General features: G+C 63.5%; 25 protein-coding genes. 14 read left to right on the forward strand and 11 right to left on the reverse strand.

The genetic code is table 11. From position 1 onward, the window contains the following. Positions 1–3: 3 nt before the first annotated feature. The 4 genes from CR152_RS08620 to CR152_RS08635 all read left to right on the forward strand — a co-directional run bounded on the left by CR152_RS08620 (position 4) and on the right by CR152_RS08635 (position 3,630). The gene (locus tag CR152_RS08620) at positions 4–399 is read left to right on the forward strand and encodes a hypothetical protein (protein WP_099874545.1); all 396 of its coding nucleotides are present in this window, start codon (positions 4–6) and stop codon (positions 397–399) included. Further along, positions 396–1,514: a glutamate 5-kinase gene (gene proB / locus CR152_RS08625; protein ID WP_099874546.1), complete on the forward strand. Its 1,119-nt coding sequence runs from the start codon at positions 396–398 to the stop codon at positions 1,512–1,514. Before CR152_RS08620 ends, proB begins: the two co-directional genes overlap by 4 nt. A 21-nt stretch (positions 1,515–1,535) precedes the next feature. After that, positions 1,536–2,465, forward strand: a complete 930-nt coding sequence (locus CR152_RS08630; protein ID WP_099874547.1) for a hypothetical protein — start codon at positions 1,536–1,538, stop codon at positions 2,463–2,465. An 88-nt stretch (positions 2,466–2,553) separates the two neighbouring features. Then, positions 2,554–3,630, forward strand: a complete 1,077-nt coding sequence (locus tag CR152_RS08635; protein WP_099874548.1) for a DUF4272 domain-containing protein — start codon at positions 2,554–2,556, stop codon at positions 3,628–3,630. 3 nt (positions 3,631–3,633) lie between these two features. Here the strand turns inward: CR152_RS08635 and CR152_RS08640 are convergent, their stop codons facing one another. The 7 genes from CR152_RS08640 to CR152_RS08670 form a co-directional block, all read right to left on the reverse strand. Next, positions 3,634–4,170 (reverse strand): O-acetyl-ADP-ribose deacetylase, encoded by a 537-nt coding sequence (locus CR152_RS08640; protein ID WP_099874549.1) that lies wholly within the window; start codon positions 4,168–4,170, stop codon positions 3,634–3,636. A gap of 47 nt (positions 4,171–4,217) precedes the next feature. Beyond that, positions 4,218–4,865, reverse strand: a complete 648-nt coding sequence (nth, locus tag CR152_RS08645; protein WP_099874550.1) for an endonuclease III — start codon at positions 4,863–4,865, stop codon at positions 4,218–4,220. Between the two features lie 3 nt (positions 4,866–4,868). After that, entirely contained in the window at positions 4,869–5,558 is a 690-nt protein-coding gene (gene rsxB, locus CR152_RS08650) for an electron transport complex subunit RsxB (RefSeq protein ID WP_099874551.1), read from the reverse strand. Between the two features lie 152 nt (positions 5,559–5,710). Beyond that, positions 5,711–6,946 (reverse strand): polyhydroxyalkanoate depolymerase, encoded by a 1,236-nt coding sequence (locus CR152_RS08655; RefSeq protein WP_099874552.1) that lies wholly within the window; start codon positions 6,944–6,946, stop codon positions 5,711–5,713. Between the two features lie 282 nt (positions 6,947–7,228). Then, positions 7,229–8,326, reverse strand: coding sequence for an NAD(P)/FAD-dependent oxidoreductase (locus CR152_RS08660; RefSeq protein WP_229413315.1), 1,098 nt, complete (start codon positions 8,324–8,326; stop codon positions 7,229–7,231). 159 nt (positions 8,327–8,485) lie between these two features. Beyond that, complete coding sequence (gene fdxA / locus CR152_RS08665) at positions 8,486–8,809, reverse strand: ferredoxin FdxA (protein WP_099874553.1); 324 nt, start codon at positions 8,807–8,809, stop codon at positions 8,486–8,488. A gap of 276 nt (positions 8,810–9,085) precedes the next feature. Further along, positions 9,086–10,330, reverse strand: coding sequence for a putative Na+/H+ antiporter (locus tag CR152_RS08670; protein WP_099874554.1), 1,245 nt, complete (start codon positions 10,328–10,330; stop codon positions 9,086–9,088). 131 nt (positions 10,331–10,461) lie between these two features. Here CR152_RS08670 and CR152_RS08675 point away from each other — a divergent pair, with 131 nt between their 5' ends. After that, positions 10,462–10,743: a polyhydroxyalkanoic acid system family protein gene (locus CR152_RS08675; RefSeq protein ID WP_099874555.1), complete on the forward strand. Its 282-nt coding sequence runs from the start codon at positions 10,462–10,464 to the stop codon at positions 10,741–10,743. A gap of 32 nt (positions 10,744–10,775) precedes the next feature. On the opposite strand, the gene CR152_RS08680 is transcribed toward CR152_RS08675, so the two are convergent. The 3 genes from CR152_RS08680 to CR152_RS08690 all read right to left on the reverse strand — a co-directional run bounded on the left by CR152_RS08680 (position 10,776) and on the right by CR152_RS08690 (position 11,743). After that, positions 10,776–11,030 (reverse strand): acyl-CoA-binding protein, encoded by a 255-nt coding sequence (locus CR152_RS08680; protein WP_099874556.1) that lies wholly within the window; start codon positions 11,028–11,030, stop codon positions 10,776–10,778. Between the two features lie 114 nt (positions 11,031–11,144). Continuing rightward, positions 11,145–11,384 (reverse strand): hypothetical protein, encoded by a 240-nt coding sequence (locus CR152_RS08685; RefSeq protein ID WP_229413316.1) that lies wholly within the window; start codon positions 11,382–11,384, stop codon positions 11,145–11,147. 2 nt (positions 11,385–11,386) lie between these two features. Continuing rightward, positions 11,387–11,743 carry an FKBP-type peptidyl-prolyl cis-trans isomerase gene (locus CR152_RS08690; RefSeq protein WP_099874557.1) on the reverse strand — a complete coding sequence of 119 codons (357 nt, stop codon included), beginning with the start codon at positions 11,741–11,743 and terminating at the stop codon, positions 11,387–11,389. A gap of 133 nt (positions 11,744–11,876) precedes the next feature. On the opposite strand from CR152_RS08690, the gene CR152_RS08695 reads away from it, so the two are divergent. The 4 genes from CR152_RS08695 to CR152_RS08710 all read left to right on the forward strand — a co-directional run bounded on the left by CR152_RS08695 (position 11,877) and on the right by CR152_RS08710 (position 18,769). Beyond that, a complete protein-coding gene (locus CR152_RS08695; RefSeq protein ID WP_099874558.1) occupies positions 11,877–12,734 on the forward strand; it encodes an EI24 domain-containing protein in 858 nt (285 codons plus the stop codon). 47 nt (positions 12,735–12,781) lie between these two features. Then, positions 12,782–13,579, forward strand: a complete 798-nt coding sequence (locus CR152_RS08700; RefSeq protein WP_099874559.1) for a competence/damage-inducible protein A — start codon at positions 12,782–12,784, stop codon at positions 13,577–13,579. A 306-nt stretch (positions 13,580–13,885) separates the two neighbouring features. Continuing rightward, complete coding sequence (locus CR152_RS08705) at positions 13,886–17,167, forward strand: transglycosylase domain-containing protein (RefSeq protein WP_229413317.1); 3,282 nt, start codon at positions 13,886–13,888, stop codon at positions 17,165–17,167. 282 nt (positions 17,168–17,449) lie between these two features. Next, entirely contained in the window at positions 17,450–18,769 is a 1,320-nt protein-coding gene (locus CR152_RS08710) for a TAXI family TRAP transporter solute-binding subunit (RefSeq protein ID WP_099874560.1), read from the forward strand. Positions 18,770–18,833: 64 nt separating this feature from the next. On the opposite strand, the gene CR152_RS08715 is transcribed toward CR152_RS08710, so the two are convergent. Then, a complete protein-coding gene (locus tag CR152_RS08715; RefSeq protein WP_099874561.1) occupies positions 18,834–19,292 on the reverse strand; it encodes a rhodanese-like domain-containing protein in 459 nt (152 codons plus the stop codon). Positions 19,293–19,602: 310 nt separating this feature from the next. Here CR152_RS08715 and glnA point away from each other — a divergent pair, with 310 nt between their 5' ends. The 5 genes from glnA to corA all read left to right on the forward strand — a co-directional run bounded on the left by glnA (position 19,603) and on the right by corA (position 25,422). Then, a complete protein-coding gene (glnA, locus tag CR152_RS08720) occupies positions 19,603–21,018 on the forward strand; it encodes a type I glutamate--ammonia ligase (protein WP_099874562.1) in 1,416 nt (471 codons plus the stop codon). A gap of 194 nt (positions 21,019–21,212) precedes the next feature. Next, positions 21,213–21,713, forward strand: a complete 501-nt coding sequence (locus tag CR152_RS08725) for a DUF4124 domain-containing protein (protein ID WP_229413318.1) — start codon at positions 21,213–21,215, stop codon at positions 21,711–21,713. Further along, positions 21,710–22,819, forward strand: a complete 1,110-nt coding sequence (glnL, locus tag CR152_RS08730; RefSeq protein WP_099874564.1) for a nitrogen regulation protein NR(II) — start codon at positions 21,710–21,712, stop codon at positions 22,817–22,819. The genes CR152_RS08725 and glnL overlap by 4 nt, the downstream gene beginning before the upstream one ends. A 68-nt stretch (positions 22,820–22,887) precedes the next feature. Continuing rightward, on the forward strand, positions 22,888–24,375 hold the full coding sequence (gene ntrC / locus CR152_RS08735; protein ID WP_099874565.1) for a nitrogen regulation protein NR(I): 1,488 nt from the start codon (positions 22,888–22,890) through the stop codon (positions 24,373–24,375). 81 nt (positions 24,376–24,456) lie between these two features. Further along, positions 24,457–25,422, forward strand: a complete 966-nt coding sequence (corA, locus tag CR152_RS08740) for a magnesium/cobalt transporter CorA (RefSeq protein ID WP_099874566.1) — start codon at positions 24,457–24,459, stop codon at positions 25,420–25,422. The last annotated feature ends 365 nt before the right edge of the window (positions 25,423–25,787 follow it).

Below are 25,787 nucleotides of genomic sequence, written 5' to 3' on the forward strand. Positions count from 1 at the left end.
CCCATGCTTAGACAGAAGCTGCGCGCGCAGCTTCTGAACCTGATCGCCCTCGCCAGTTCGCTGGCCGCATTAGCGGCTTTGCTGGACCCGGACCGGGTGGCGATCGCCATGGGCGTGTTTCTTGTTGGCGTGAACGGCTACAGCCAGTTCTTCGCCATGTATGTCGGCGTGAGGGCAGCTACAGCAGCCCTGGCGCTGCTGGCAGCAAGGCAGGCCGACCAGCCTGTCCTCGGCGATATCACCGCATTGTTCGTCCTGGCGCAGCCGGCCGGCCGCTTTGTCGCGGCGTTTGCCATTGGCCTGCCCCAGGGATTGTTGTTAGTCGTTTGCGGGATCGAACTGGCGGCAGGGCTCCTGCTGCTCGCCTTGCGCCCGCGCTTAAGAGCCGCTGCCCCATGAACTCCGTCATCCAGACCGCTACCCGCATCATCATCAAAGTCGGCTCCTCGCTCGTTACCAATGACGGGCGCGGGCTCGATCACGCCGCCATCGCGCGCTGGGCCGTGCAAATCGCCGCCCTGCGCGCCCTCGGCAAGGAAGTCGTGATGGTCAGCTCCGGCGCCATCGCCGAAGGCATGCTGCGCCTCGGCTTCGAGAAGCGCCCGACCGATATCCACGAACTGCAGGCCTGCGCCGCCGTCGGCCAGATGGGCCTGGCGCAAATCTACGAAACCAGCTTTCGCGCGCACGGCCTGGGCACGGCCCAGGTGCTGCTCACCCACGCCGACCTGGCCGACCGCGAACGCTACCTGAACGCGCGCTCCACGCTCACCACCCTGCTGCGCCTGGGCGTGGTCCCGATCATCAACGAGAACGATACCGTCGTCACCGACGAGATCAAGTTCGGCGACAACGACACCCTGGGTGCGCTGGTGGCCAACCTGATCGAAGCCGACGCCCTGGTCATCCTCACCGACCAGCATGGCCTGTTCAGCGCCGACCCGCGCAAGGACCCGCAAGCGGTGCTCATCGCCGAGGGCAAGGCGGGCGACCCGGCGCTCGAAGCAATGGCCGGCGGCGCCGGCAGCAGCATCGGGCGCGGCGGCATGCTGACCAAGATCCTGGCCGCCAAGCGCGCCGCCGGATCGGGCGCGCACACCATCATCGCCTGGGGCCGCGACAGCGACGTGCTCACGCGCCTGGCCGCCGGCGAGGCGATCGGCACCCAGCTGCGCGCCCAGACCGGACGCTTGACCGCGCGCAAGCAGTGGATGGCGGACCATCTGCACACCGCCGGCAAGGTGGTGCTCGACGCCGGCGCGGTGCAGAAACTGTCGAAAGAGGGCAAGTCGCTGCTGCCGATCGGCGTGATCGAAGTGCGCGGCGAGTTCGGACGCGGCGCCGTCATCACCTGCCTGGCCGAAGATGGCACGGAAGTGGCGCGCGGCCTGTCCAACTACACCAGCAGCGAAGCGCGCCGCATCCTGCGCAAGCCCTCGTCCGAAATCGAAAAGCTGCTCGGCTTCCTGGAAGGCCCGGAGCTGATCCACCGCGATAACCTGGTCCTGCTCTGATCGGCGTCGGCGCCGTTCCATATGAAAGAATTTTTCTTCAAATTCCTCGGCTGGATCGGCGTGCTGGTGTTCCTGCTGTTCGGGTTCCTGTACTACGTGTTCACCTTCAGCGTGTTGCTGTTTTTCGTGACCCTGCTCGCGATGCTGGTGTGCGCGCCGCCGTCGCGCCAGTTCATCATCGACCGCACCGGCTTGAACCTGTACGGGCGCGGCATGGCCACCGCCTTCGTCGCGCTGTTCATCGCGCAGGCGTGGGTCGGCATTTCCGAGAACGTGGAAGTATTTGAGCAGTCGGAGGCCCAGAAGGAGCGTGACGACGCCCAAGCCCTGGCCAAGGCGCGCGCCGGCGAACGGGCGCGCTTCCTCGCCGCCAAACCGGCCATCGTCGCCGACATCGCCGCCAAGCGCGACCAGGGCATGCTGACCGAAGCGCTGGCGCTGATCGACAAGCACGCGGCGCGCACGCCCGATCCCGACCTCGACAAACTGCGCCTGTCGATCCGGATCGCCGAAACCGAAGCGGGCCTCAAGGACGAAGCGGCGGTGCCGCTGCGCCAGCGCCTGGCCCTGTACAAGCTCCTGGCGACGCTCGATCCGTCCAGCACGCGCTACGCCGGCAGGGTGGCCGTGCTCGACGCGGAACTGAAGGAGACCAGCGCGCGCGAACAGGCGGAGACTAAGCGCGTGAGCGCCGCAAAAGGCCGTGACGCCATGCTGGCGCGCCAGTTCGACAAGCGCAGCGGCGCGCACCTCAAGCTGCAGGCGGAACTCAAGCGCACCATGATGAACCCGGCCAGCTACGCGCACGTGGAAACCACCTTTCTCGATACCGGCAAGGGCATGAGCGTGCGGACCACCTTCCGCGGCAAGAACGCGGCGGGCGACACGGCCGAGAACAGCGTCGCCGCCACCGTGGACGACAGCGGCAACGTGCTGACCATCGAGGACTAGCGTCCCGTCGGCGGCAGATCGCGTTGTTCCGGCGAAAACGGCGCCGTCCCGGTATCATGGCATTCTTGCCACCGATTCACCGAGCCACATGATCAATTCACTCAAGCGCTTCTTCACCCGCCCGCAAAGCGTCGTCCCGGCCGCGCCCACCGGCGAGACGACCTTGTACAACGTCTACTGCACGCGCCATACGATCGCGCAGCCGGCCTTCGCGCACGAGCTGCAAGGGCGGCGCGACCTGTCCGATGGCGAGCTGCTGACGCACCTGCATACCTTCTGCGGCTATGTGTTCGGCCGTGGCACGGAAGCCATGACGCGCGATAAATACCACGTCATCCTGCACCTGCAGCGCGTGCAGCATCACCTGAGCATGGCCGTGGCCGACGACGAGCTGCCTGCGCTGCATGCCTGGGCGCGCGAATCGAACGCGCTGCTGTTTACGCCCGACGGCCACGTGCGCGATCCTGACGGCCATATCCTGATCAACGTCGCCGACGGCCTAGCCGCCGCCGGCGCGAGCGTGCCGTACCCGGAGCAGGCGTGGACGCGCAAGAGCGCCACCGAAGCGGCGCTGGCGGCGCGCTCAATCGAGGTGCCAGCGAGCCTGCCGCCGCTGGCGTGCGAAGAAGAACTGACCCTGCGCGACCGGGACGAGGTCATCGGCCGCGCGCGCGCCTTGCTGCTGGTAGCCTTGCGCGCCGAATCGGTGGCCGCGGGCGAGCCGATGCCGGTCGCCACCTTGCTCGATAAAATGCCGCTGGCGGACGACAGCCTGTCGCCGGCGGAACGCACCTTTCTGGCACTGGAGTCACCGTCCGAGCATGAGTGCGCGCAGTTCCTGTGGCGTTACGAGAGCCTGTACGTGCTGCAGTGGGCGCTGGGCATGGTCGACGCGCTGCCGTTTCCCGATGCGCCCTGCGACACCGCCGCCGCCGTGGCGCGCCAGATCGAGATGCGCGGGCCCGAGCTGCGTGGCGCCGGCGAGATTGTCGACGCGCTCGACCAGACCTACCGCCTGCACTGGCATATCCGCCAGATCCGCCTGAAAAAGACCGGCGCGCAATTCGGCGCCGATGCCGACGTGGTGATGGAACGCCATCACGCCCTCAACTGGCTGATTCGCTTCCAGCACGCCGATTGGGACGAGGTGGACACGCCGACCTGACGGCTAGCGTTTGAGCAGTTCGTCTTGGTACAGCGCCAGGTCGTCGGCGGAAAAGCAGCAGAACAGCACTTCACGAAGACTTGCTGCCGTGAGCAGCGCTGCGCGCACGCTGGCCACCGCGGTGCCCGCGGCCAGTGCCACCGGGTAGCCGTAAATGCCGGTGCTGATCGCCGGGAAGGCAATCGACGATAGTCCGCGCGCGGCGGCGATGCCGATGGCGCGCCGGTAGCAGCTCGCCAGCAGCGCCGCTTCGTCGTTGGCGCCGCCGCGCCAGACCGGGCCAACGGTGTGGATGATGCACTTCGCCGCAAGGCGATACGCTTCGGTGGCCTTGGCGTCCCCCGTTTTGCAGCCGCCGAGCAGGCGGCATTCATGCACCAGTTCCGGTCCGGCGGCGCGGTGAATCGCGCCATCGACGCCGCCGCCGCCGAGCAGCGATGAGTTGGCGGCGTTGACGATGGCGTCGACCTGCAAGGTGGTGATGTCGGCGCGCACGGCCCGCAGTACAGCGCAGTTCTGGTGAGCCGGGTGTTGCGTCATGAGAGTCTCCAAAAATCGTCGTGCCAGGCCCGCGCCGGAACGAGCGGCTACTTCACCGCGGGCGCCAGCGTCTTCGCCTTGTACTCGCACAAATCGGCAATCATGCAGTTCCAGCACAAGGGTTTGCGCGCGATGCAGGTGTAGCGGCCGTGCAGAATCAGCCAGTGATGCGCATCCTGCAAAAACTCCTTGGGCACGAACTTGAGCAGCTTCTGCTCGACCACCACCACGTCCTTGCCGGGAGCGATGCCGGTCCGGTTCGAGACCCGGAAAATATGCGTATCGACCGCGATGGTCGGGTCGCCGAAGGCCGTATTGAGCACCACGTTGGCCGTCTTGCGTCCGACGCCCGGCAGCGCTTCGAGCGCCTCGCGCGAATGCGGCACTTCGCCGCCGTGCAGGTCGATCAGCATCTGGCAGGTGGCCATCACGTTCTTGGCCTTGGTGTGATACAGGCCGATGGTCTGGATGTACGATTTGAGTTCGTCGATCCCCAGCGCCAGGATGGCCGCCGGCGTATTGGCCACCGGGTACAGGCGGCGCGTGGCCTTGTTCACGCCCACGTCGGTGGCCTGCGCCGACAGCAGCACCGCGATCAGGAGTTCGAACGGCGTCGTGTAGTCCAGTTCCGTGGTCGGATGCGGATTGGCGGCGCGAAAGCGGCTGAAAATTTCAAAACGTTTGGCTGGATTCATCGATTATTCTTCTGCGGGCGGCGCCGCCTTTTGGCGCGCGCGTTCCATGGCGGCGGCGATGATGGCGCGCTTGCGCTCCTTCTCGGCGATTTCCTCGGGCGTGTTGGTCGGCTGCGCGGTCACTTCCTGCATCTTGGCGACAGCCTTGGCGGCCAGGCGCGCATCGTTTTCCTCGCGCTCGCGCCGCAGGCGGGCGGTGCGGAAGTCGTGCCGGTCGCGCGCGGCATCGGCCTGTTCCTGCGACCACGCGGCCCAGCCGGTGCGCTCGCCCGTCACCGGCATCATGCTGATGCAGTCGACCGGGCAGGGCGCCACGCACAGGTCGCAGCCGGTGCACAAACTCGGCAGGATGGTGTGCATCTGCTTGGCCGCGCCCATGATCGCGTCGACCGGGCAGGCCTGGATGCACAGCGTGCAGCCGATGCACAGCGCTTCATCGATAAACGCCACCGGGCGCGCACGCTCGACGCCATTGGCCGGATTGATCGGAATGACCTTGCGCTTCAACAGCGCGGCCAGGCGCGCCACGCCTTCGATGCCGCCCGGCGGACACTGGTTGATGTCGGCCGTGCCCTCGGCGATGGCCTCGGCGTACGGGCGGCAGGCGGCGTACCCGCATTTGGTGCACTGGGTCTGCGGCAGCAGGTCTTCGATGTGGTCGGCCAGGGTCTTGGTCACGGCGGCGGCGGGCATGCAGGGTGGGAAAGCGACATTATAGTCGCCGCCCGGCTTCCTCACCGGCGCTGCGGGCGCGCGGCGAAGCGCGACGCGCGAAAAAAATGCCGCGCGTGGGAACTAGTCCCATGCGCGGCATTTTCAGGAGAGAACGGGAATCAGCCGTGCGATCAGCCGTGCTTCTGGATGAACTCGCCGATCTTCGGGCAAATCACTTCGCGCCAGCGACGGCCCGAGAAAATGCCGTAGTGGCCGCATTTCGGCGCCACGAAATCCTGCTGCATCTCGGCCGGAATGCCGCTGCACAGGTCATGCGCGGCCTGGGTCTGGCCGGCGCCGGAGATGTCGTCCAGTTCGCCTTCGACCGTGAACAGCGCCACCGTGGTGATGTCTTGCGGACGCACCAGGTTGCCGCCGACAGTCCACGTGCCCTTCGGCAGGCGGTGTTCCTGGAACACGGTCTTGATGGTGTCCAGATAGTATTCGGCCGGCATGTCGAGCACGGCGTTGTACTCGTTGTAGAACTGGCGATGGCCTTCGGCCGGTTCATCGTCGCCGGCCACCAAGTGGTTGTAGAACTCGCGGTGGCTCTGCGCGTGGCGGCCCGGATTCATGGCGATGAAGCCGGCGTGCTGCAGGAAGCCCGGATACACCTTGCGTCCGAAGCCAGGATAGTTGGCCGGCACCGCGTAGATCACCGTGTTCTCGAACCACGAAAACGGCTTTTCGATGGCCAGGTCGTTGACCGCGGTGGGCGACTTGCGCGGATCGATCGGGCCGCCCATCATGGTCATGGTTTTCGGCAGCTTCGGATCCTTGGCGGTGGCCATCAGCGAGATCGCGGCCAGCACCGGCACGGTCGGCTGGCATACCGAAATGACATGCAGATCGGGTGCGAGCAGGCGGATAAAATCCTGCACGTAGAAGATATAGTCGTCCAGGTGGAATGCGCCCTCCGACTGCGGGACCATGCGCGCATCGGTCCAGTCGGTGATGTACACGTCGTGGCCGGTGAGCAGCCCGCGCACGGTATCGCGCAACAGGGTTGAGTGGTGGCCGGACAGCGGCGCGACCAGCAGCACCTTCGGCTGCTCGAGTTTTTCGATGGCCTTGTCGTTCAGGTCTTTCTTGAAATGCAGCAGGCGGCAGAATGGGCGGGTGACCACCACCTGCTCGATGATGCCGATAGTTTCACCGCCGATGACGGTCGATGTGATGTCGAAAGGCGGTTTTTCGTAATCCTTGCCGAGTCGGTACATCAGCTCGTAGCCAGCGGCGATACGCTGCGCAAACGGCGTGTGCGCGAACGGGGACACTGGATTGGAAAAGAGTTTGGAGGACGCGTCGGCCCACTGCATCAGTGGCGTCAGGAACGAGCGTTGCATCTCGTGCAATTGGTAAAGCATACATATTCCTTCGTTGTAATCGTTGCCTTGCAATCGTTTGCGTAAGGTGTGCTGATTAATTATAGGCCATTTGAAAGGCGTGACTGCAATTTGGCATTCTTGTTGGAAATTCAGCGTGGCTGTCAGTTTCAGGCAAGCCAAGCGTGTTGGATACACCGTTTTAACACACAACGGTGCGCTTCGTTTATGAGCTACCTAACGCAGCATGAAAAATGCCCCGGCTGAGCGGGGCATTTGTTGTGGCGGTAAGACTTATCCGGCCGAGCTTGCCGTAACCGACTCTTAGTCGAAGGTCGGCGTCTCGACACCGAGGATCTTGTGCAGTTTGGGCGATGTCGTCGTGTACTGCATGTGAATCTTCTTGTCCGGGAAGATGTAAGGCGCCGCGCCGAAGGCAGCCAGCGCCGCTTCGTGGAAGCCCGACAGGATCAGCTTCTTCTTGCCCGGATAGGTGTTGATGTCGCCCACGGCGAAGATGCCCGGCACGTTGGTTTCGAACTTCTCGGTGTTCTGCACCTTGAGCTGGCGGCGCTCGATGTCCAGGCCCCATTCGGCGATCGGGCCGAGCTTTGGCGACAGGCCGAAAAACACCAGCAGCATGTCGAGCGGTACGCGGCGGGTGACGCCGTCGGCGCCGGTCACTTTGACTTCGCTCAGCTTGCCGTCTTTTTCATCGAAGCCGGTGACCTGGCCGATGATCAGCTGCATTTCGTACGCTTCGCACAGCGCCTTCATCTTGGCGACCGATGCCGGCGCGGCGCGGAAGTCTTCGCGGCGGTGCAGCAGCACGACCGATTCGGCCTTGCCCACAAAGTTCAGGGCCCAGTCCAGCGCGGAGTCGCCGCCGCCGCAGATGACCAGGTTCTTGCCTTCGAACTGGCTTGGATCCTTGACGCGGTAGTGCACCTGGGTGCCGTCGAACGCTTCGATGCCGTCGACCTTGATGGTGCGCGCCTGGAACGAACCGACGCCGGCCGCGATGAAGATGGTCTTGGTGATGAACTGGGTGCCGGTCGAGGTTTCGACGTTGAAGCGGCCGTCTTCACGGCGCTGCACCACGGTCACTTCCTGGTTCAGGTGGAAGGTCGGCTCGAACGGCTCGATCTGCTTGAGCAGGTTGTCGGTCAGTTCCTGGCCGGTGCACACCGGCACGGCCGGAATGTCGTAGATCGGCTTGTCGGGATACAGTTCGACGCACTGACCGCCCACGGCCGGCAGCGAATCGATCACATGGGCTTTAATTTCCAGTAAGCCTAGCTCGAACACCTGGAACAATCCGACCGGGCCTGCGCCGATGATCACGGCATCGGACTCGATGGCGCCGGCAAAGGAACTATTGGCAGCCAGGCTGCCTGCTTCATGGTTGGCGATGATAGTCATGCGCTTACTTCCTGTTGATTTTGGGGTGGGGTGCAGCTTGCAGCAGTGCATGGAGCGTTGCTGCGAATGGCCGACAGTGTGCCACGATGAAGACGATCTTGCTGGCGCGAACCTGAAATGCCGGGCCGCGAGGGCGGTCCGGCAGGGCTGCTGGCTGGCTTAACGGATCAGCTGATCGATCTTGTCCTTGACGTCTTTCCACTGCTCCGCTTCGGGCAGCGCCGGTTTGGTCTTGGTGATGGAGGGCCAGGCGCGCGCCAGTTCAACGTTGATCTTGATGAACTGCTGCTGATCGGCCGGCACATCTTCTTCCGCGTAGATGGCGTTGACGGGACATTCGGCCACGCAGACGGCGCAATCGATGCATTCGTCCGGATCGATCGTCAGAAAATTCGGGCCTTCCCGGAAACAATCTACCGGGCATACATCGACGCAATCGGTGTAACGACAGCTGATGCACGATTCGGTGACAACGTGGGTCATAACAGTCCTATCAGTGAAAAGGGTGCTGCGGGCCGGTGGCGAGGGGCTTACGCCGACCATAGCAAAGCACTGTATTTTAAGGCAATTCGCTTATTCCCACAATTCAGGCTTATACACAATCCACATAAGCAAATGCGTCGTTGCGCCCGCGCACACGGGCTTTTTTGCTCAAAAACCAAGACTTGTTTTCCTGCCATCCAAGCGAGCTGAACAGAAATGGTCGCCCTGATAACGGCGCGCGGGTTTGATGCAGCGCAAGCCGCGCACCAAAATGGGCTACAGCAGAAACATGATCATTGCCACGATGGTCGGCGGCAGCGCACCCGCCAGCAGTCCGCCGACGCCGATCGATTCGTCCTCGAAGCCGTCGCGCACCAGGGCCGCGCCGGCCGGATTGGGGGCATTGGCGATGATGGTCAGGCCGCCGCCGGCCACCGCGCCGGCCACCAGCATGTATTTGGCCTGGTCGGACAAGCCCACGATCAGCGAGCCGAGGTATGTAAGGGCGGCGTTGTCGGTGATCGCGGTCAAGGCGGTGGCGCCGAAAAACAGCGCGGTCGGTCCCAGGCTGGAGACGATCGGCTGCAGCCACCACTGCTGCATGCCGCCCAGCACCACCAGTCCGGCCAGGAAGAAGCCGACCATCAAGCCTTCCTTGAGGATCAGGGGATTCTGGTATTTGTCGTAGGCGTGGGTGAAGCCGATGAAAAACAGGAACAGGCCGATGAAGATCACCGGATGGTGGGCAAAAGCGACCACCGCCGCCAGGAAGGCCAGGTGGATTGCGCTCACCAGCGGCGGCACCCCGACCGCGCCCGGCGCCGGCGCGGGAGCGTCGACGATGTGCCGGCGCAGCATGGCGGTGACCACGGTGGCGTTGATGGTCACCGCCACGGCGGCGCGCCAGCCGAAGGTGGAAGCCATGAACGCGCTATCCCAGTGCCAGGTGGAGGCCACCATCAGCACAGGCGGGGCGGCGAACGAAGTCAGGGTGCCGCCGATCGAGACATTGACGAACAGCACGCCGAGAGCGGCGTACTTGAGCCACTCCGGCATGTCCTTGCGAAAAATCTGGGGGGCCAGCATGAGCGCGGCCAGGGTCATGGCGGCCGGTTCCGTGATGAGCGAGCCGAACAGCGGCACCAGCGCCAGGCACAGCCACACATTGACCACCGGCGTGCGCAGCGGCACCAGGCGCGCCAGGGTGGCGATGACGGCCCGGATCGCTTCGAGCACCGGGCGCGACGCGGCCACCACCATGATCACGAACACGAACAGCGGCTCGGTGTAGGTGCGCGATTCGGCGTAGCTGATCGCCTCGCTGCCGCCCACGACGATGGTCATGGCCAGGATCAGCACCAGCGCCCACAGGCCGAACACGACCTCGACTTCGCCGAAGAAGTGGAACAGGCCGGCATGGCGCGGATAGCGGTCGGCCAGGCGCTCGAAACTCTTGGCGGCGAAGGTGTGCGCCAGGGCGAGTCCGAACAGGATCGCGGCGATGAGGTGCATGTCGCTCATGGGATTCCGATAAAAAGTAGCCGAAAAGCATTATAGAGCGAGTATCGAGGGTGATGCGGGTGGCGGAGCCGAACTAGGCGTGCCGAGCTCAACAAGGTATCATGTGCGCGAAAAACACAACAAGGAAAGTCATGGCTGACATCAGCATCGTTCAGGAACACTGCCTGACACCGAACAAGGCGCGCGAAGCGGCCCAGAAAGTGGCCGACAAGATCGCCGCCGAATATGGCCTGGAATGTGCGTGGCAGGGCGACGTGCTGCATTTCGAGCGCAGCGGCGTGCACGGATCGCTGGCGGTGGAAGCGCAGCAGGTCGAGATGAATATCAGGCTGGGGTTCTTGATGAGCGCGTTCGCGCCGGCAATCGAAGCGAAGGTGACGGAAAAGATGAAGGCGGTATTTGGCGCAGCCTGAAGCGGCCGCGCCGTGGTGTTACAGAGGCTCGATCAGCCCTTCAATTCTTCGATCAGGTCGACGTACTGCTGCATGGCGTCGTCCTTGGACGTGCCCTTGAAACCATCCCACGCATCGTACTTGGCGCGCCCGACCATGTCGGTGAAGCCTGGACGGTTACCGTCGGTATCGCCCACGGCAGCCTGCTTGTACAGGGCGTAGATCTTCAGCAGCGTCATGTTATCGGGCCGTTCCGGCAGATTTTTGGAATCGGCCAAGGCCTGGTCAAACTGTTCCTGCAAGCTCATCGTATCTCCTGGGGTGGCTGAAATTAGTGACGAGGATCTTAGCGCAAGTTACACGCCATCAGCCGGAAAAGCGCAAGAGATTAGAGGGGATGCTCGGATGCGGCCGATGTACGGCTAATCCTTCCCCTCTGCCTCAGCCTTCGCCTTTTCCGCCTTTTCCTCGTCGCTATCGCGAAACGGGTAAGTCGCCACCTTGACGGCGCCCTTGGTCACCGCAACCCCGGTACTGACCGCCGCCGAGCCGACCGCCACGCCGGCGCTAACCACCGCGCCGGTCACCGCCACGACCGCGCAGCCGCTCGACAGGGCAACGGCCAGCAAGGCCAGTGCGCAGCGCAGGGCGCCCATCGACATGCTTAAACCTTGAGCAGTTCGACGTCGAAAATCAGCGTGGCGTTCGGCGGAATCACGCCGCCCGCGCCGCGCGCGCCGTAACCGAGGCTCGCCGGGATCGTCAGGCGACGCGCGCCGCCGACCTTCATGCCCTGCACGCCTTCATCCCAGCCCTTGATAACCTGGCCGGCGCCCAGCGAAAACTGGAACGGGTCGTTGCGGTCCTTGCTGGAGTCGAACTTGGCGCCGGCGGTGCCGTCGTCGTTGCGCAGCCAGCCGGTGTAATGCACGGTGACGTGCTGGCCGGCTTGCGCTTCGGCGCCTTCGCCAACGGTGGTGTCTTCGTACTGGAGGCCGGAATCGGTAGTGATAGTGGACATGGTTTTCCTTGATAAATCGGTGTGATTGGCGATTGTAGTGCATGACGTGTCAAAGCGCTATTGAGGCCACCCCCGCACGCGTGCAAAGCGCGCTACACTGCGTGGACTTTTTGACTACATCCGGCCGCTTTCCATGACCAAGACCCCCTGGCGCCCCGTCGCCACCGCCTACCGCCGCGCCCTCATCTCGCAGGCCAATCCGAGGATGCTGTTGCTGACGGTGATTCCCTTCGTGCTGTCGGTGGTGCTGTGGGCCGTGCTGCTGGCCTTCGGCTTCCAGCCGCTGCTCGATTACGTCCAGACCCTGTTCCAGGATAACGACTGGTTCAAGACCAGCAGCGGCATGCTCGGTTCCTTCGGCATGAGCGCGCTCAAAACCATGATCGTGCCGCTGATCGCCATGCTCCTGCTGCTGCCGCTGATGATCCTGACCGCGATCGTCTTCATGGGCGTGGCCGCCATGCCGCCCATCACGCGGCACGTCGCCGCGCGCCACTTCAGCACCCTCGAAGCGAAACACGGCGGCAGCTTCATGGCCAGCATCGCCATCAACGTCAGCAGCGCCGTGCTGTTCCTGGTGGTCTGGATACTGACCCTGCCGCTGTACGTCTTCCCGCCGCTGGCGGTGCTGGTGCAGGTGGTGCTGTGGGGCTGGCTGACCTCGCGCGTGATGGTCTACGATGCGCTGGAAGACTACGCCAGCGCCGAGGAGCTCAAGGAACTGCGGCGGCGCCACCGCCCGCAGCTGGCCTTCATCGGCATGGTCTCGGGCTTCATCGGCGCCTTGCCGGGCATCGTCTGGATCGGCGGGGCGCTCATGTCGGTGCTGCTGTTCCCCTTCCTGGCGGCGATTTCGATCTGGCTGTATGTGCTCATCTTCGTATTTACCGCGCTGTGGTTTCAGTACTACTGCATGCAGGCGCTGGCCGGCCTGCGCGCCGGGCAGGAGGCGCCGGTGGCCGTCGCCCCCGAGGCGGCGCCCCCTGCCTGACGCGCTTTCATGGCACACTGATCACTTTTGCAACAACGGAGAAACACATGGCCATCGGTTTGATCATCATCGGCGATGAAATTTTGTCGGGCAAGCGGCGCGACCAGCACTTTCCCAAGGTGCTCGAGCTGCTCGCCGAGCGCGGCCTGAAGCTGGACTGGGCCGAGTACCTGGGCGATGATCCGGCGCGCATCGTCGTCACCCTGAAACGCACCATCGCCAGCGGCGACATCGTGTTTTCGTGCGGTGGCATCGGCGCCACGCCGGACGACCACACGCGCCAGTGCGCCGCCACGGCGCTCGGCGTGCCGCTGGTGCTGCATGCGCAGGGACGGGCCAACATCGAAGAGCGCATCGGCGACATGGCGCGCGAGGCCGGCACCACGGCCGACCTCAATTCCCCGGAAAACCTGCACCGCCTCAAAATGGCCGAGTTCCCGCAAGGGGCGTCGCTGATCCCCAACGCCTACAACAAGATCGCCGGTTTCACGGTCGGCACCCATCACTTCGTGCCCGGCTTTCCGGTCATGGCCTGGCCGATGATCGCCTGGGTGCTCGACAACTGCTACAGCCACCTGTTCAACCGCCAGCCGCACAGCGAACAGTCGGTGCTGGTGTACGGCTCGATGGAGTCGACCCTCAATCCGCTGATGGAAGCGCTCGAAGCCCAATACGCCCCGGTCAAGGTGTTCAGCCTGCCGAGCGTGGGAGACGCGGTTACGCGCGGCCACATCGAACTGGGCGTCAAGGGCGAGCCTGCCCTGACCGCGTCGGCCTTCGCCGACATGTGCGCGCAGCTGACCCGCATGCGGATCGAATTCGCCCCGTGCGACGCGCCCGTGTGACCGGCGTGTGACGCCTTTTGTGGCAGTGCTTTTGCACGGCGCGCTGAGCCGTTGTTTTTTTGCGAAAAACAAACGGCCAGATCAAGTTTTCTTGAACATGCCTTCGCCACGGTCACCCGATGTGGTGGAATGGTGACCGTGCACCACTGCGATCTCGCGTGAGATTTGAGTGAGAATTTAACGAGTGAGTTTTTAACACCACAGCAATGCGATTGACCACCCGATCACACGAAGCGACCCGTTGCACGATGGCGAAGGTTGATGCGGTGATTGCAGGGACGATTGATTTGAACCGGTTGAGCCATCATGGAAAGTAATCGTCGTTTTCGACGGCCCCGCATCGTCGCCAGCGCGGTGCGCAAATTGCGCGCCCGCGCAGCGTTGAGCCAACTCGGCCAGGTGCCGCCGGAGCCGGATGACGGCACGGCGGCGCAGCCTCCCCACCTTTCCCTCGTTCACGACGGCGCCGCCGGCGCATCCGACACGTACACCGACACCGATACTGACACCGATACCTTGCCCAATTCCGACACTGAAACCGACACCGAGCCGCAAGGCACCCCGCCACGCCGCCGCAGCCGCATCAAACTGGTCCTGTGGCTGCTGATATTGGTCTTGCTGGGCGCTGGCGTCTGGTGGGTGCTCGACGAAGTGCGCACCTCGTCGATGCAGGCCAAGTATTTTGCCGGCATCGCCAAAAAGATCAGCTACAAGGTCGAGAAGGGCCCGAGCACCAACATCCGCTTCCCGCACGACAGCCCGTACGACGAGCGGCTCGGCTATGCCAACATGCCCGAATACCTGACCAAGCTCAAGTCGCGCGACTTCATGATCGATTCGCAGGCGCGCCTGTCGCCCAAGATGGTGGAGCTGGCCGACCAGGGCCTGTTCGCGACCTACCGCGAAAAGACCAAGGTCGGCCTCGAAATCCTCGACTGCCGCAGCGAACCGCTGTTTTTGGCGCGCTACCCGGAGCGTTTCTACGAAAAGTTCGACGATGCGCCGTCCTCGCTCGTCAAGAGCCTGCTGTTCATCGAAAACCGCGAACTGCTCGACCCGACCTACCCGAAACGCAATCCCGCCGTCGAGTGGGACCGCTTCAGCAAGGCCGTCTTCGACAAGTCGCTGCACGTGTTCAGCGGCGGCGACAAGCGCTCGGCCGGCGGCAGCACGCTGGCCACCCAGATCGAAAAATACCGCCATTCGCCGGACGGACGCACCAACTCGCTGTCGGAAAAGGCGCGCCAGATGGTCTCGGCCACACTGCGCGCCTACCAGTACGGCGAAGACACCACGCGCGCCCGGCGCCAGATCGTCATCGACTACCTCAACACGGTGCCGCTGTCGGCCAAGCTAGGCTACGGTGAAGTGAACGGCATCGGCGACGGCATGTGGGTCTGGTACGGACGCGATTTCGCGGCCATGAACAAGGTACTGAAAGAAGATCCGCAGTCGCCTGAAGCGGTGCTGGTGTACAAACAGGCGCTGTCGCTGATGATCGCCCAGCGCCGTCCGGCCCACTACCTGGGCGCCGGCGCCAACGACCTCGAAAACCTGACCAACACCCACTTGCGCGTGCTGGCCCAGGCCGGCGTGATCACGCCGCAGCTGCGCGACGCCGCGCTGGCGGTTAAGCTCGAACCTGCCAAGGGTTCCGGCGTGGCGCCGCCGGCGGCCAATGCCTTCGTCTCGCGCAAGGCCTCGAATGCGGTGCGTACCCACCTGGCCGGATTGCTGGGCGACTCGCGCCTGTACAACCTGGACCGGCTCGACCTGTCGGTAGTCAGCACGCTCGACTCCGAAGCGCAGAAAGCCGTCACCGCCATGCTGCGCAAGCTGCGCGACGCCGCATCGGCCCAGGAGGCCGGCCTGACCGGCAAGGGCATGCTGGGCAATGGCGACCCGGCCAACGTGGTCTACAGCTTCACGCTCATGGAACGCGGCGAACGAGCCAACTACCTGCGCGTGCAGACCGATAACTACGACCAGCCGCTCGACATCAACGAAGGCGCCAAGCTCGATCTGGGTTCCACCGCCAAGCTGCGCACCCTGGTGACCTACATGGACATCGTCGATCAGCTGTACCAGCGCTTCAACGGCATGAGCGCCGAGGAACTGCGCAAGACGGTGGTCGATCCCAAGGACCGGCTGTCGCAGTGGGCGATCGAATACTTTTTGACCTTGCCGTCGGGCGCCGCGCGCGACCTGCCGGCCATGCTGGAAGCGGCGATCGAACGCAAGTACTCGGGCAGCCCGGCCGAAGGCTTCTTCACCGGCGGCGGCATGCACACCTTCGGCAACTTCAGCAAGCTCGATAACTCGCGCATCCTGAGCGTGCGCGAAGCGCTGCGCAGCTCGACCAACCTGGTCTTCGTGCGCCTGATGCGCGACGTGGTGCGCTACTACATGTTCCAGCTGCCTGGTTCCTCGGCGGCGCTGCTGGCCGATTCCGACGATCCGCGCCGCGCCGAATACCTGGCCCGCTTCGCCGACCGCGAAGGTCGCGAGTTCCTCGGCCGCTTCTATAACAAGTACAAGGGCAAGAACGCGGCCGACGCCGAAAAAGTGCTGCTGGCGAGCTTCCGTCCGACCCCGACCCGGCTGGCCAACGTGCACCGCACGATCGGCCCGAACGCCACGCTGGCCCAGTTCACGGCCTTCGTGAAGGACAACCTGGTATCGGCCAACGAAGTGCCGGACGAGCGCATCGCGCGCATGTACGACCAGTATGCGCCGGCCAACATGTCGCTGGCCGACCGCGGCTACCTGGCCACCATCCACCCGCTCGAATTGTGGCTGGTCGGTTACTTCCGCGCCAATCCGAACGCCACGTACTCCGACATGGTGGCGGCCAGCGCCAAACAGCGCCAGGAAGTCTATGCGTGGCTGTTCAACACGCACCGCAAGCATGCGCAGGACCGCCGCATTGCCGGGCTGCTGGAAGTCGAAGCGTTCCTGAAGATCCATGCGCAGTGGAAGAAGATGGGGTATCCGTTCGACTCGCTGGTGCCGTCGTACGCGACCACCTTGGGTGCGTCGGCCGACCGTCCGGCGTCGCTGGCCGAGATGATGGGCATTATCGTCAACAAGGGCGTGCGCAAACCGGTGCAGCGCATCGACTCGCTGCACTTTGCCGCCGATACGCCGTACGAAACGCTGGTCAAGCAGGCCAAGAGCGCGCCGGGCGAGCAGATTCTGGCGCCGGAAGTGGCGCGCGCGGTGGCCGATGCGATTCGCGGCGTGGTGTCGGACGGTACCGCCAAGCGCGTCAAGACCGCCTTCAAGATGGCTGACGGCAGCATCATCGCCGTGGGTGGCAAGACCGGTACGGGCGACCAGCGCTTCGAGGTGTATGGCGGCGGTGGACGGCTGATCGAATCGCGTTACGTGAACCGCTCGGCGACGTTTGTCTTCAACATCGGCGAGCGCTTTTTTGGGAGCATGACGGCGTATGTGCACGGACCGTCGTCGGCCGACTACGACTTCACCAGCGCCTTGCCGGTGCAGTTGCTGACGGTGCTGGCGCCCGCTCTGATGCCCATGATCGAGCCGCCGGCTGACAGCACGGCCAAGCAGTGCGTGCGTTGATGGCGGCTGCGCTATTAAATAATTGAAGCTGGTTCCGAAATGGTAGTACCGGACCGTGTGTTAGTACCGCCAAACTGAAAACCGTCTTTCCTGCGCAGGCGGGAATCCAATTTTGTCGAGCCGCCTTTGGCTGCGGCACGAACCTGGATTTCCGCCTGCGCGGGAAAGACGGTTTTTAGGTTAACGGTAGATGCAGCAAGCCGGTCCCCCCGGATTGATTGCCCTTGCATGTTTGTGCGAATGTTGGCATCGTACCGAACCATGAAACCTTTGCAACGTGCGATGTCCAAAATCCGGAAGTTTACCCAGTTCTCGTTTCGCGACCTGGTTGCCACCGCCGGCCCCACCGTCCTCACCATCGTCGCGCTGTGCGCGCTCGCCTACTTCCTCGTCGATCCCTCGCCGCCGCGCAGCGTCACGCTCGGCACCGGCCAGGAAAACAGCGCCTATGAGGAATTCGGCAAAAAATACGCGGCCAGGCTGGGTAAGCATGGCATCCAGGTCACCTTGCAGCGCTCCCTCGGTTCGCAGGACAACCTGCAGCACCTCAACGAAGGCAAGGTCGATATCGCTTTTGTGCAGAGCGGGTCGACCGAGCAGGCTGAAGCCCAGCGCAAGGGACTGGTTTCGATCGGCAGCCTGTTCACCGAACCGGTCTGGCTGTTCCTGCGCGAGGACGCCAAGGTTACCCAGATCTCGCAGCTCAAGGGCTTGAAAATCAACCTCGGACCGGAAGGTAGCGGCGTACCCAAGCTGTTTCGCCAGGTGCTGGCGCTGAACGGCATCGAGCCGGGCGACCTGACCATCGGCGCGCTGGAAAACACGCCGGGCACGGTGGAGCTGCTCGAAGGGCGCATCGATGGCCTCGTGTTCAGCTCCGGGCCGGATGCGCCGCTGGTGCAGATGCTGCTGCAAACGCCGGGCTTCAAACTGTTCGATTTCACGCAGGCCGAGGCGTATTCGCGGCGTTTGCCGTTCGTCTCGCACGTGGTGCTGCCGCGCGGGATTGTCGACGTCGGGCGCGACTTGCCGGCCCAGGACTATCACCTGATCGCCCCCACCGCGACCCTGGTGGCGCGCGAGGATTTACATCCGGCGCTGATCGACCTGTACGTGCAGGCAGCGAGCGAAATTCATGGCGGGACTGGCTGGTTCCAGCAGCAGGGACAGTTCCCGTCGGCGCGCTATACCGAAATTCCCGTGGCGCGCGAAGCGGCCAAGTTCTACAAGGATGGCGCACCGCTGCTGCAGCGCTACATGAGCTTCTGGCTGGCCAATTTCTTCGACCGGATGTGGGTCGTGGTGGTGGCGCTGGCGGCGCTCGTGCTGCCGCTGTCGAAGGTGGTGCCGCCCTTGTACGTGTGGCGGATTCGCTCGCGCGTGTACCGCTGGTACGGGCAGCTGCGCACGGTGGAGCAGGAACTGGAGGCGGCGCAGGGACCGCAGCGCGCGCAAGTGTGCGCCGGGCTGTTGAAACGCCTGGATGAAATCGAGGAAATGGTGAACCAGATTTCGATTCCGCTGGCGTTTGCCGATGGCTTGTATGGCCTGCGCAGCCATATCAATTTTGTGCGGCAGCGGGTGAAAAACGCCTTGGCGTAGCCCCGTCGTTTCCGTCGAAGGAGGAACGGCGTTAGCGTGTATAGGCTATGAACCTATACGGGCTTCAGGCTCCCATCCACGGCAAGCCCGCCTTGCACCATCCACCGACCGTCTTGCGGTGACCATCGGCATCCTTGTCGCCCTCGAAGCCTTCCAGGATATCGAACGACTGCGCATAACCATTTTCCGTCGCCACGCGCGCGGCGTGACGCGACCTGACGCCCGAGCGGCACAAGAACAGCAGCACTTCGTCTTTCTGCGCCACCGCTTCCAACTGCTGCACGAAATCGGGATTGGGCGCGCCATCGGGCCAGGTACTCCACTGCACCGCGCAGTGCTGCTGCGCCGGAATGGCAACCTTGCCCACCCACGCGCGCTCGGCATCGGTGCGCACGTCGACCAGGCGCACGCGCGCCTCGCTTTGCAGCAGTTCCCACGCTTCCTGCGGCGTCACCGCTCCCGCATACGGTTGGCCAGGCGCGCGGGTGCGGGCGGCGGCAAGCAGGGTGTCAGCGTTACTCATGGCGTATTCCTCGGTCAAGTTTGCGATTATTATATGAGCGGCGCACCACGGCGCGGCATATTTACCTTTTCGGTGCATGATGCATCAACTTGGTGCAGTCGGCGAGATTCGCACCACGGTGGTGCGAACCCGGTCAGGCGCCCGGCGCCGCGCCGCAGCAGGGACTCCGGAGTTTAGTGATATTTGGCAGCATTTTCAACGCTGCTGTGCCATTCGGTCCGCATGGTCTGGCTGGCACGCTTTCTGCTATGATCCCTGTGAGTTTTGCCGCCGAGGTGGCAACCCCCCATTTATATTAGGAGAGATACGCATGGCAATGACGGCCGCAGAAGTCTTGGAAATGGTTAAAGAGAAGCACGTTCGCTTTGTGGACTTTCGCTTCGCCGACACGCGTGGCAAAGAGCAGCACGTAACGGTTCCGGTATCGCACTTCGATCTCGACAAATTTGAATCGGGCCACGCTTTCGACGGCTCGTCGATCGCCGGCTGGAAGGGCATCGAAGCGTCCGACATGCTGCTCATGCCAGACCCGAACACGGCCAACATCGATCCGTTCATGGAAGAAGTCACGCTGTTCATGCAGTGCGACGTCATCGAGCCAGCCGATGGCAAGGGCTACGACCGCGACCCGCGTTCGATCGCCAAGCGCGCCGAAGCCTACCTCAAGTCGACCGGCATCGGCGACACCGCCTACTTCGGCCCTGAGCCGGAATTCTTCATCTTCGACAGCGTGCGCTGGAAGATCGACATGTCGGGCTGCTTCGTCAAGATCGATTCGGATGAATCGTCGTGGGCGACCGATGCCAAGACCGAAGGCGGCAACAGCGGCCACCGTCCAACCGTCAAGGGCGGCTACTTCCCGGTGCCACCAGTCGATTCGTTCCAGGACATGCGCTCGGAAATGTGCCTGATCCTCGAAGAACTGGGCATCCCGGTCGAAGTGCACCACCACGAAGTGGCCGGCGCCGGCCAGAATGAAATCGGCACCAGGTTCTCGACCCTGGTCGAGCGCGCCGACTGGACCCAGAACCTGAAATACGTGGTCTGGAACGTGGCCCACAGCTATGGCAAGACCGCCACCTTCATGCCGAAACCGATCGTTGGCGACAACGGCTCGGGCATGCACGTGCACCAGTCGATCTGGAAAGACGGCAAAAACCTGTTCGCCGGCGACGGCTATGCCGGCCTGTCGGAAGATGCGCTGTTCTACATCGGCGGCATCATCAAGCACGCCAAGGCACTGAACGCGATCACCAACCCGGGCACCAACTCGTACAAGCGTCTCGTGCCAGGCTACGAAGCGCCGGTCAAGCTGGCTTACTCGGCCAAGAACCGTTCGGCATCGATCCGCATCCCGCACGTGGCGAACCCGAAAGGCCGCCGCATCGAGACCCGCTTCCCGGATCCGCTGGCCAACGTGTACCTGTGCTTCGCCGCGCTGCTGATGGCTGGCCTGGACGGTATCGCCAACAAGATCCACCCGGGCGAAGCAGCGTCGAAAGACCTGTACCACCTGCCGCCGGAAGAAGACGCGCTGATCCCGACCGTGTGCGCCTCGCTCGAAGAAGCGCTCGACAACCTGAACAAGGACCGCGAGTTCCTGACGCGCGGTGGTGTTTTCAGCAACAGCATGATCGATGCCTACATCGAACTGAAAATGCAGGACGTGCAGCGCATGCGCATGACCACGCACCCGGCCGAGTTCGACATGTACTACTCGCTGTAATTGTTTTTGGTTGGCAATCATTGCCAACTTGCAGCATCTATGGCCGGGGAGACATCAAAACGTATCTCTCCGGTACAAAAACGCGAGGAAGGCCAAGGCTTTCCTCGCGTTTTTCATTGGATGTTGTATATTCGGTTGAATCTAATTACTCCACGGAATTCCGTGAAACAACGCTGATGCTTATGATAACGAGGATGTCCCGAATTCGCCCGCACCGACCGCTGCGTATGCCTTTGCTGGCGCTGGTGCTGTTCGCCGGCCTCGGCGCGCAGCTGCCGGCCCGGGCCGACATCTATTTATGCGTCGATGCCAGCGGGCGCAAGGAGTTGACCGACAACCCCAAGCCGGGCTGCAAGCAGCTCGATGTGCCGAACAATATCCCCGCTCCGTCGGCGCGCAAGAGCAGCGGTCCGGCCAAGCCGGTGACCACGCCGACCGATTTCCCCAAGGTGGGCGACAGCGAGCAGCGCGCGCGCGACTCCGACCGGCGCCAGATTCTCAACGACGAATTGCGCGCCGAAGAGAAGAAGCTGGCCGAACTCAAACGCGAATACAACAAGGGCGAGCCTGAACGCCAGGGCAACGAGAAGAACTACGCCAAGTACGAAGAGCGGGTCAAGTCGATGGCCGAGAACATCGCGCGCGCCGAGAAGAACATCGAAGCGCTGCGGCGCGAAATTTCAAACATTAAATGACCCCGGTCTTGACCCCGGCCTTGCCCCCGGCCGCGCCTGGCGTCGCACGGCGCGAGGCCCTGGCCGGCCTCGATTTGCTGGCGTCGGCCGTGCTGCTGGTCGACGCCGACGGCACCATCACCTTCGCCAACGCGGCCGCCGAGAATCTGCTGGAAAGCTCGCTCAGGGCCCTGCAACGCCAGCAGCTCCATACCCTGTTCCTCAACGCCGAGGAATTACTCAATCTGTGCGCGCAGGCGCTGGCCCATAAATACTCCGACCTGCGCCAGGACCTGACCCTGGAGCGCAGCGGGCGCGACCCGCTGCACGTGCACAGTATCGTCAGCGAGGCCGGCGAATCGGGCATCGTGATCGAACTGCGCGAGAACGTCCAGCAGTTGAAACTCGACCGCGAAGAGCGCATCCTCGACCAGAGCCAGGTCAACAAGGAACTGGTGCGCAACCTGGCGCACGAGATCAAAAATCCCCTGGGCGGCATCCGCGGCGCGGCGCAGCTGCTCGAACTCGAACTGCCGGCGCGCCATCTGACCCAGCTGCGCGAATACACGCAGGTGATCATCAAGGAAGCGGACCGCCTGCAAACCCTGGTCGACCGCCTGCTGGCGCCGCACCGGCGTCCGCATATCGTCGGCGACGTCAACATCCATGAAGTGTGCGAGCGCGTGCGCAGCCTGATCCTGGCCGAGTTCCCGCTTGGGCTCTCCATCCGGCGCGATTACGATGCGTCGATTCCCGAGTTCAGGGGCGACAAGGAACAGCTGATCCAGACCGTGCTCAATATCGCGCACAATGCCGCGCAGGCCCTGTCCGAGCGCATCGTGGCGGGCGACGCCGAGCTGGTTTTCAAGACCCGCGTGGCGCGCCAGGTGACCCTGGCCAAGGTACGCTACGGGCTGGCATTAGACTTGCATATCATCGACAATGGACCGGGCATCCCGCCGCAGATCCGCGACCGCATTTTCTATCCCCTGGTATCGGGACGGGAGGGCGGCAGCGGCCTGGGGCTGACACTGGCGCAGACCTTCGTGCAGCAGCACATGGGTGTGATCGAGTGCGAGAGCCGGCCTGGATTTACGGATTTCAGGATCCTGTTGCCGCTGCCATAAGCCGCGCCTCAGCCCCGGATTCCGGGTCCCATCAATTGAAGATCCATATTGCGGGGAAGCGCGAACACATGAAACCAATCTGGATAGTCGACGACGACGCCTCGATCCGCTGGGTGCTTGAAAAAGCCCTGGCGCGCGAGAACCTCGCGACCAAAAGCTTTTCCAACGCGCGCGATGCGATGGCCGCGCTCGAATTCGATACGCCGCAAGTGCTGGTGTCCGACATCCGCATGCCGGGCGAGTCGGGGCTGGACCTGCTGCAAACGGTCAAGGCCACTTATCCCGGCCTGCCGGTGATTATCATCACCGCGTTTTCCGATCTCGATTCGGCGGTTGCGGCCTTCCAGGGCGGCGCCTTCGAGTACCTGGCCAAGCCGTTCGATATCGACAAGGCGGTGGAACTGATCCGGCGCGCGCTCGAAGAAAGCCTGCGCGAGACCAGCATCGAATCCGGTCCCACCGACACGCCCGAAATCCTGGGCCAGGCGCCGGCCATGCAGGAAGTGTTCCGCGCCATCGGGCGCTTGTCGCAGTCGAATGTGACGGTGCTGATCACGGGCGAATCGGGCACCGGCAAGGAGCTGGTCGCGCGCGCGCTGCACAAGCACAGCCCGCGCGCGCAGCAGCCTTTCATCGCCTTGAATACGGCGGCGATCCCGAAGGACTTGCTCGAATCCGAACTGTTCGGCCACGAGCGCGGCGCCTTCACGGGCGCCCAGACCACGCGGCGCGGCCGCTTCGAGCAGGCCGAAAACGGCACCCTGTTTTTGGATGAAATCGGCGACATGCCGTTCGACCTGCAAACGCGCCTGCTGCGGGTGCTTTCGGACGGCCACTTTTACCGGGTCGGCGGGCACCAGCCGATGAAGGCCAATGTGCGCGTCATCACGGCCACCCACCAGAACTTGGAACAGCGCGTGCGCGACGGCCTGTTTCGCGAAGACTTGTACCACCGCCTGAACGTGATCCGCCTGCGCCTGCCCAGTTTGCGGGAGCGGCGCGAGGATATCCCCCTTTTGGTGCGCCACTTCCTGGTGCAGAGCGCGCGCCAGCTCGGCGTCGAGGCCAAGCGCATGAGCGATCCGGCGCTGCATTTTCTCACCGGGCTCGATTTGCCGGGCAATGTGCGCCAGCTGGAAAACCTGTGCAACTGGATCACCGTGATGGCGCCCGGGCAGACGGTGGACGTGAAGGACATGCCGCTCGAACTGACGCAGGAAGGCGGGGCCGAAACGGCGCTGCCGCTGGCCATGGGCGACAGTGCGCCGCCGGCCAACGGCCACGCGGGCATCCTCGCGGGCGGCGCCGGCGTGGCGCTGGGCGCGGCCGACGGCTGGATTGGCTTGCTGGAGCTGCAGGCGGCCAGCATGCTGGCGGCCGGGCAGTCGGAGGTGATGGATGTGCTGGGACGGCAGTTCGAGTCGGCGTTGATCAAGACGGCGCTCAAGCACACGCACGGGCGCAAGAACGATGCCGCGGTGCGCCTGGGGATCGGCCGCAACACCATCACCCGCAAGATCGCCGAATTGGGGATCGATGGCGCCAAGGACGAGTAGGGCGGCGGCTGGGAGCGGGGCGTGCCCCCGTCCGGCCGCGCCATGGTGTAAGCTTCTGTCCAATTTATTGTTGGAACCACCATGCTGATCAACTGCGTCGCCTACCAGGAAGGCAAAAAGCTGTCCGACATTTCCGTCGAAGCCATCAGCGACTATATTCAAAAACCCGACTGCTTCGTGTGGGTGGCCCTGAAGGACGCCCAGCCGGATGAACTGGCCATCATGCAGCACGAATTCGGCCTGCACGAACTGGCGGTGGAAGACGCGCTGCGCGGCCACCAGCGGCCCAAGATCGAGGAGTACGGCGATTCGCTGTTCGTGGTCGTGCAAACGGTCGAGATGGATGGCGATGAGATGAGCGTGGGCCAGGTGGCCATGTTCGTCGGCGACAATTACGTGCTCTCGGTGCGCAACAATGTGATGCGCGGTTTTCTCGGCGTGCGCGCGCGTGCCGAACGCGAACCGCACCTGCTGGCCAAGGGCTCGTCGTTCGTGCTCTATGCGCTGATGGATGCGGTGGTCGACCGCTATTTTCCGGTGGTCGATGCGCTCGAAACGGAACTCGAAACGATCGAAGACCGGATTTTTATCCGCGGCTCGCAGCGCACCAATATCGAACGCCTGTATGAACTCAAGCGCAAGGTGCTGATGCTGCGCCACGCGGTCACGCCGCTGCTCGACGCCATCGGCAAGCTGCATGGCGGACGGGTGCCGGCGTTCTGTCTCGACACCCAGGAATACTTCCGCGATGTGCACGATCACCTGCAAAGGATCAACGGCGCGCTCGATACCATCCGCGATACGATCGGCACGGCGATCCAGGTCAACCTGTCAATGGTGGCCATCGACGATGGCGAAGTCAATAAACGGCTGGCCGCCTGGGCTGCGATCTTCGCGGTGTTTACCGCGTTCGCCGGGGTGTGGGGGATGAACTTCGACTTCATGCCGGAGCTGAAATGGAAGTACGGCTACGCCGTTGCGATCAGCGCGATGATCAGCGTGTGCGTCTACCTGTACTACCGGTTCAGGAAATCGGGCTGGTTGTAGCGTGCCGAATTTCGTTATACACAAGGTGAAAGCAGCTGCATTTCACGATGAGCCTGCGCACAAGCTCGCACGTCACGCAGCCCTTCCAGTTCGTCCTGGCGCCTGGCGCGTCATCACTTTTTCGAGCAATTAGGCCGCCGACTGGTGCAATCAACCGTGCCATGTCCTGTACCGATCGATCAGCGCGGCTTACCGCTGCCGCGTTGGTCGCGACACGGTTGGTCGACAATACGTCGAAAAGGCCGAGCGGTTCACGCGCTGTCGCTACTGTATGCTTCGGATGCACGTACATGCGCCTTGCACCCTTAGCTCAGCGGACCGTGCCTTTGCGCCTGTTGGCCGTTGAGGTCCAGTTCAGTTCTGCA

Source organism: Massilia violaceinigra (assembly GCF_002752675.1).
Taxonomy (GTDB): Bacteria; Pseudomonadota; Gammaproteobacteria; order Burkholderiales; family Burkholderiaceae_D; genus Telluria_A; species Telluria_A violaceinigra.

Coding starts and splice junctions, on each gene's coding strand:
- CR152_RS08620 (WP_099874545.1), top strand. CDS start 4: ATGCTTAGACAGAAGCTGCGCGCGCAGCTTCTGAACCTGATCGCCCTC.
- proB (WP_099874546.1), top strand. CDS start 396: ATGAACTCCGTCATCCAGACCGCTACCCGCATCATCATCAAAGTCGGC.
- CR152_RS08630 (WP_099874547.1), top strand. CDS start 1,536: ATGAAAGAATTTTTCTTCAAATTCCTCGGCTGGATCGGCGTGCTGGTG.
- CR152_RS08635 (WP_099874548.1), top strand. CDS start 2,554: ATGATCAATTCACTCAAGCGCTTCTTCACCCGCCCGCAAAGCGTCGTC.
- CR152_RS08640 (WP_099874549.1), bottom strand. CDS start 4,170: ATGACGCAACACCCGGCTCACCAGAACTGCGCTGTACTGCGGGCCGTG.
- nth (WP_099874550.1), bottom strand. CDS start 4,865: ATGAATCCAGCCAAACGTTTTGAAATTTTCAGCCGCTTTCGCGCCGCC.
- rsxB (WP_099874551.1), bottom strand. CDS start 5,558: ATGCCCGCCGCCGCCGTGACCAAGACCCTGGCCGACCACATCGAAGAC.
- CR152_RS08655 (WP_099874552.1), bottom strand. CDS start 6,946: ATGCTTTACCAATTGCACGAGATGCAACGCTCGTTCCTGACGCCACTG.
- CR152_RS08660 (WP_229413315.1), bottom strand. CDS start 8,326: ATGACTATCATCGCCAACCATGAAGCAGGCAGCCTGGCTGCCAATAGT.
- fdxA (WP_099874553.1), bottom strand. CDS start 8,809: ATGACCCACGTTGTCACCGAATCGTGCATCAGCTGTCGTTACACCGAT.
- CR152_RS08670 (WP_099874554.1), bottom strand. CDS start 10,330: ATGAGCGACATGCACCTCATCGCCGCGATCCTGTTCGGACTCGCCCTG.
- CR152_RS08675 (WP_099874555.1), top strand. CDS start 10,462: ATGGCTGACATCAGCATCGTTCAGGAACACTGCCTGACACCGAACAAG.
- CR152_RS08680 (WP_099874556.1), bottom strand. CDS start 11,030: ATGAGCTTGCAGGAACAGTTTGACCAGGCCTTGGCCGATTCCAAAAAT.
- CR152_RS08685 (WP_229413316.1), bottom strand. CDS start 11,384: ATGTCGATGGGCGCCCTGCGCTGCGCACTGGCCTTGCTGGCCGTTGCC.
- CR152_RS08690 (WP_099874557.1), bottom strand. CDS start 11,743: ATGTCCACTATCACTACCGATTCCGGCCTCCAGTACGAAGACACCACC.
- CR152_RS08695 (WP_099874558.1), top strand. CDS start 11,877: ATGACCAAGACCCCCTGGCGCCCCGTCGCCACCGCCTACCGCCGCGCC.
- CR152_RS08700 (WP_099874559.1), top strand. CDS start 12,782: ATGGCCATCGGTTTGATCATCATCGGCGATGAAATTTTGTCGGGCAAG.
- CR152_RS08705 (WP_229413317.1), top strand. CDS start 13,886: ATGGAAAGTAATCGTCGTTTTCGACGGCCCCGCATCGTCGCCAGCGCG.
- CR152_RS08710 (WP_099874560.1), top strand. CDS start 17,450: ATGTCCAAAATCCGGAAGTTTACCCAGTTCTCGTTTCGCGACCTGGTT.
- CR152_RS08715 (WP_099874561.1), bottom strand. CDS start 19,292: ATGAGTAACGCTGACACCCTGCTTGCCGCCGCCCGCACCCGCGCGCCT.
- glnA (WP_099874562.1), top strand. CDS start 19,603: ATGGCAATGACGGCCGCAGAAGTCTTGGAAATGGTTAAAGAGAAGCAC.
- CR152_RS08725 (WP_229413318.1), top strand. CDS start 21,213: ATGTCCCGAATTCGCCCGCACCGACCGCTGCGTATGCCTTTGCTGGCG.
- glnL (WP_099874564.1), top strand. CDS start 21,710: ATGACCCCGGTCTTGACCCCGGCCTTGCCCCCGGCCGCGCCTGGCGTC.
- ntrC (WP_099874565.1), top strand. CDS start 22,888: ATGAAACCAATCTGGATAGTCGACGACGACGCCTCGATCCGCTGGGTG.
- corA (WP_099874566.1), top strand. CDS start 24,457: ATGCTGATCAACTGCGTCGCCTACCAGGAAGGCAAAAAGCTGTCCGAC.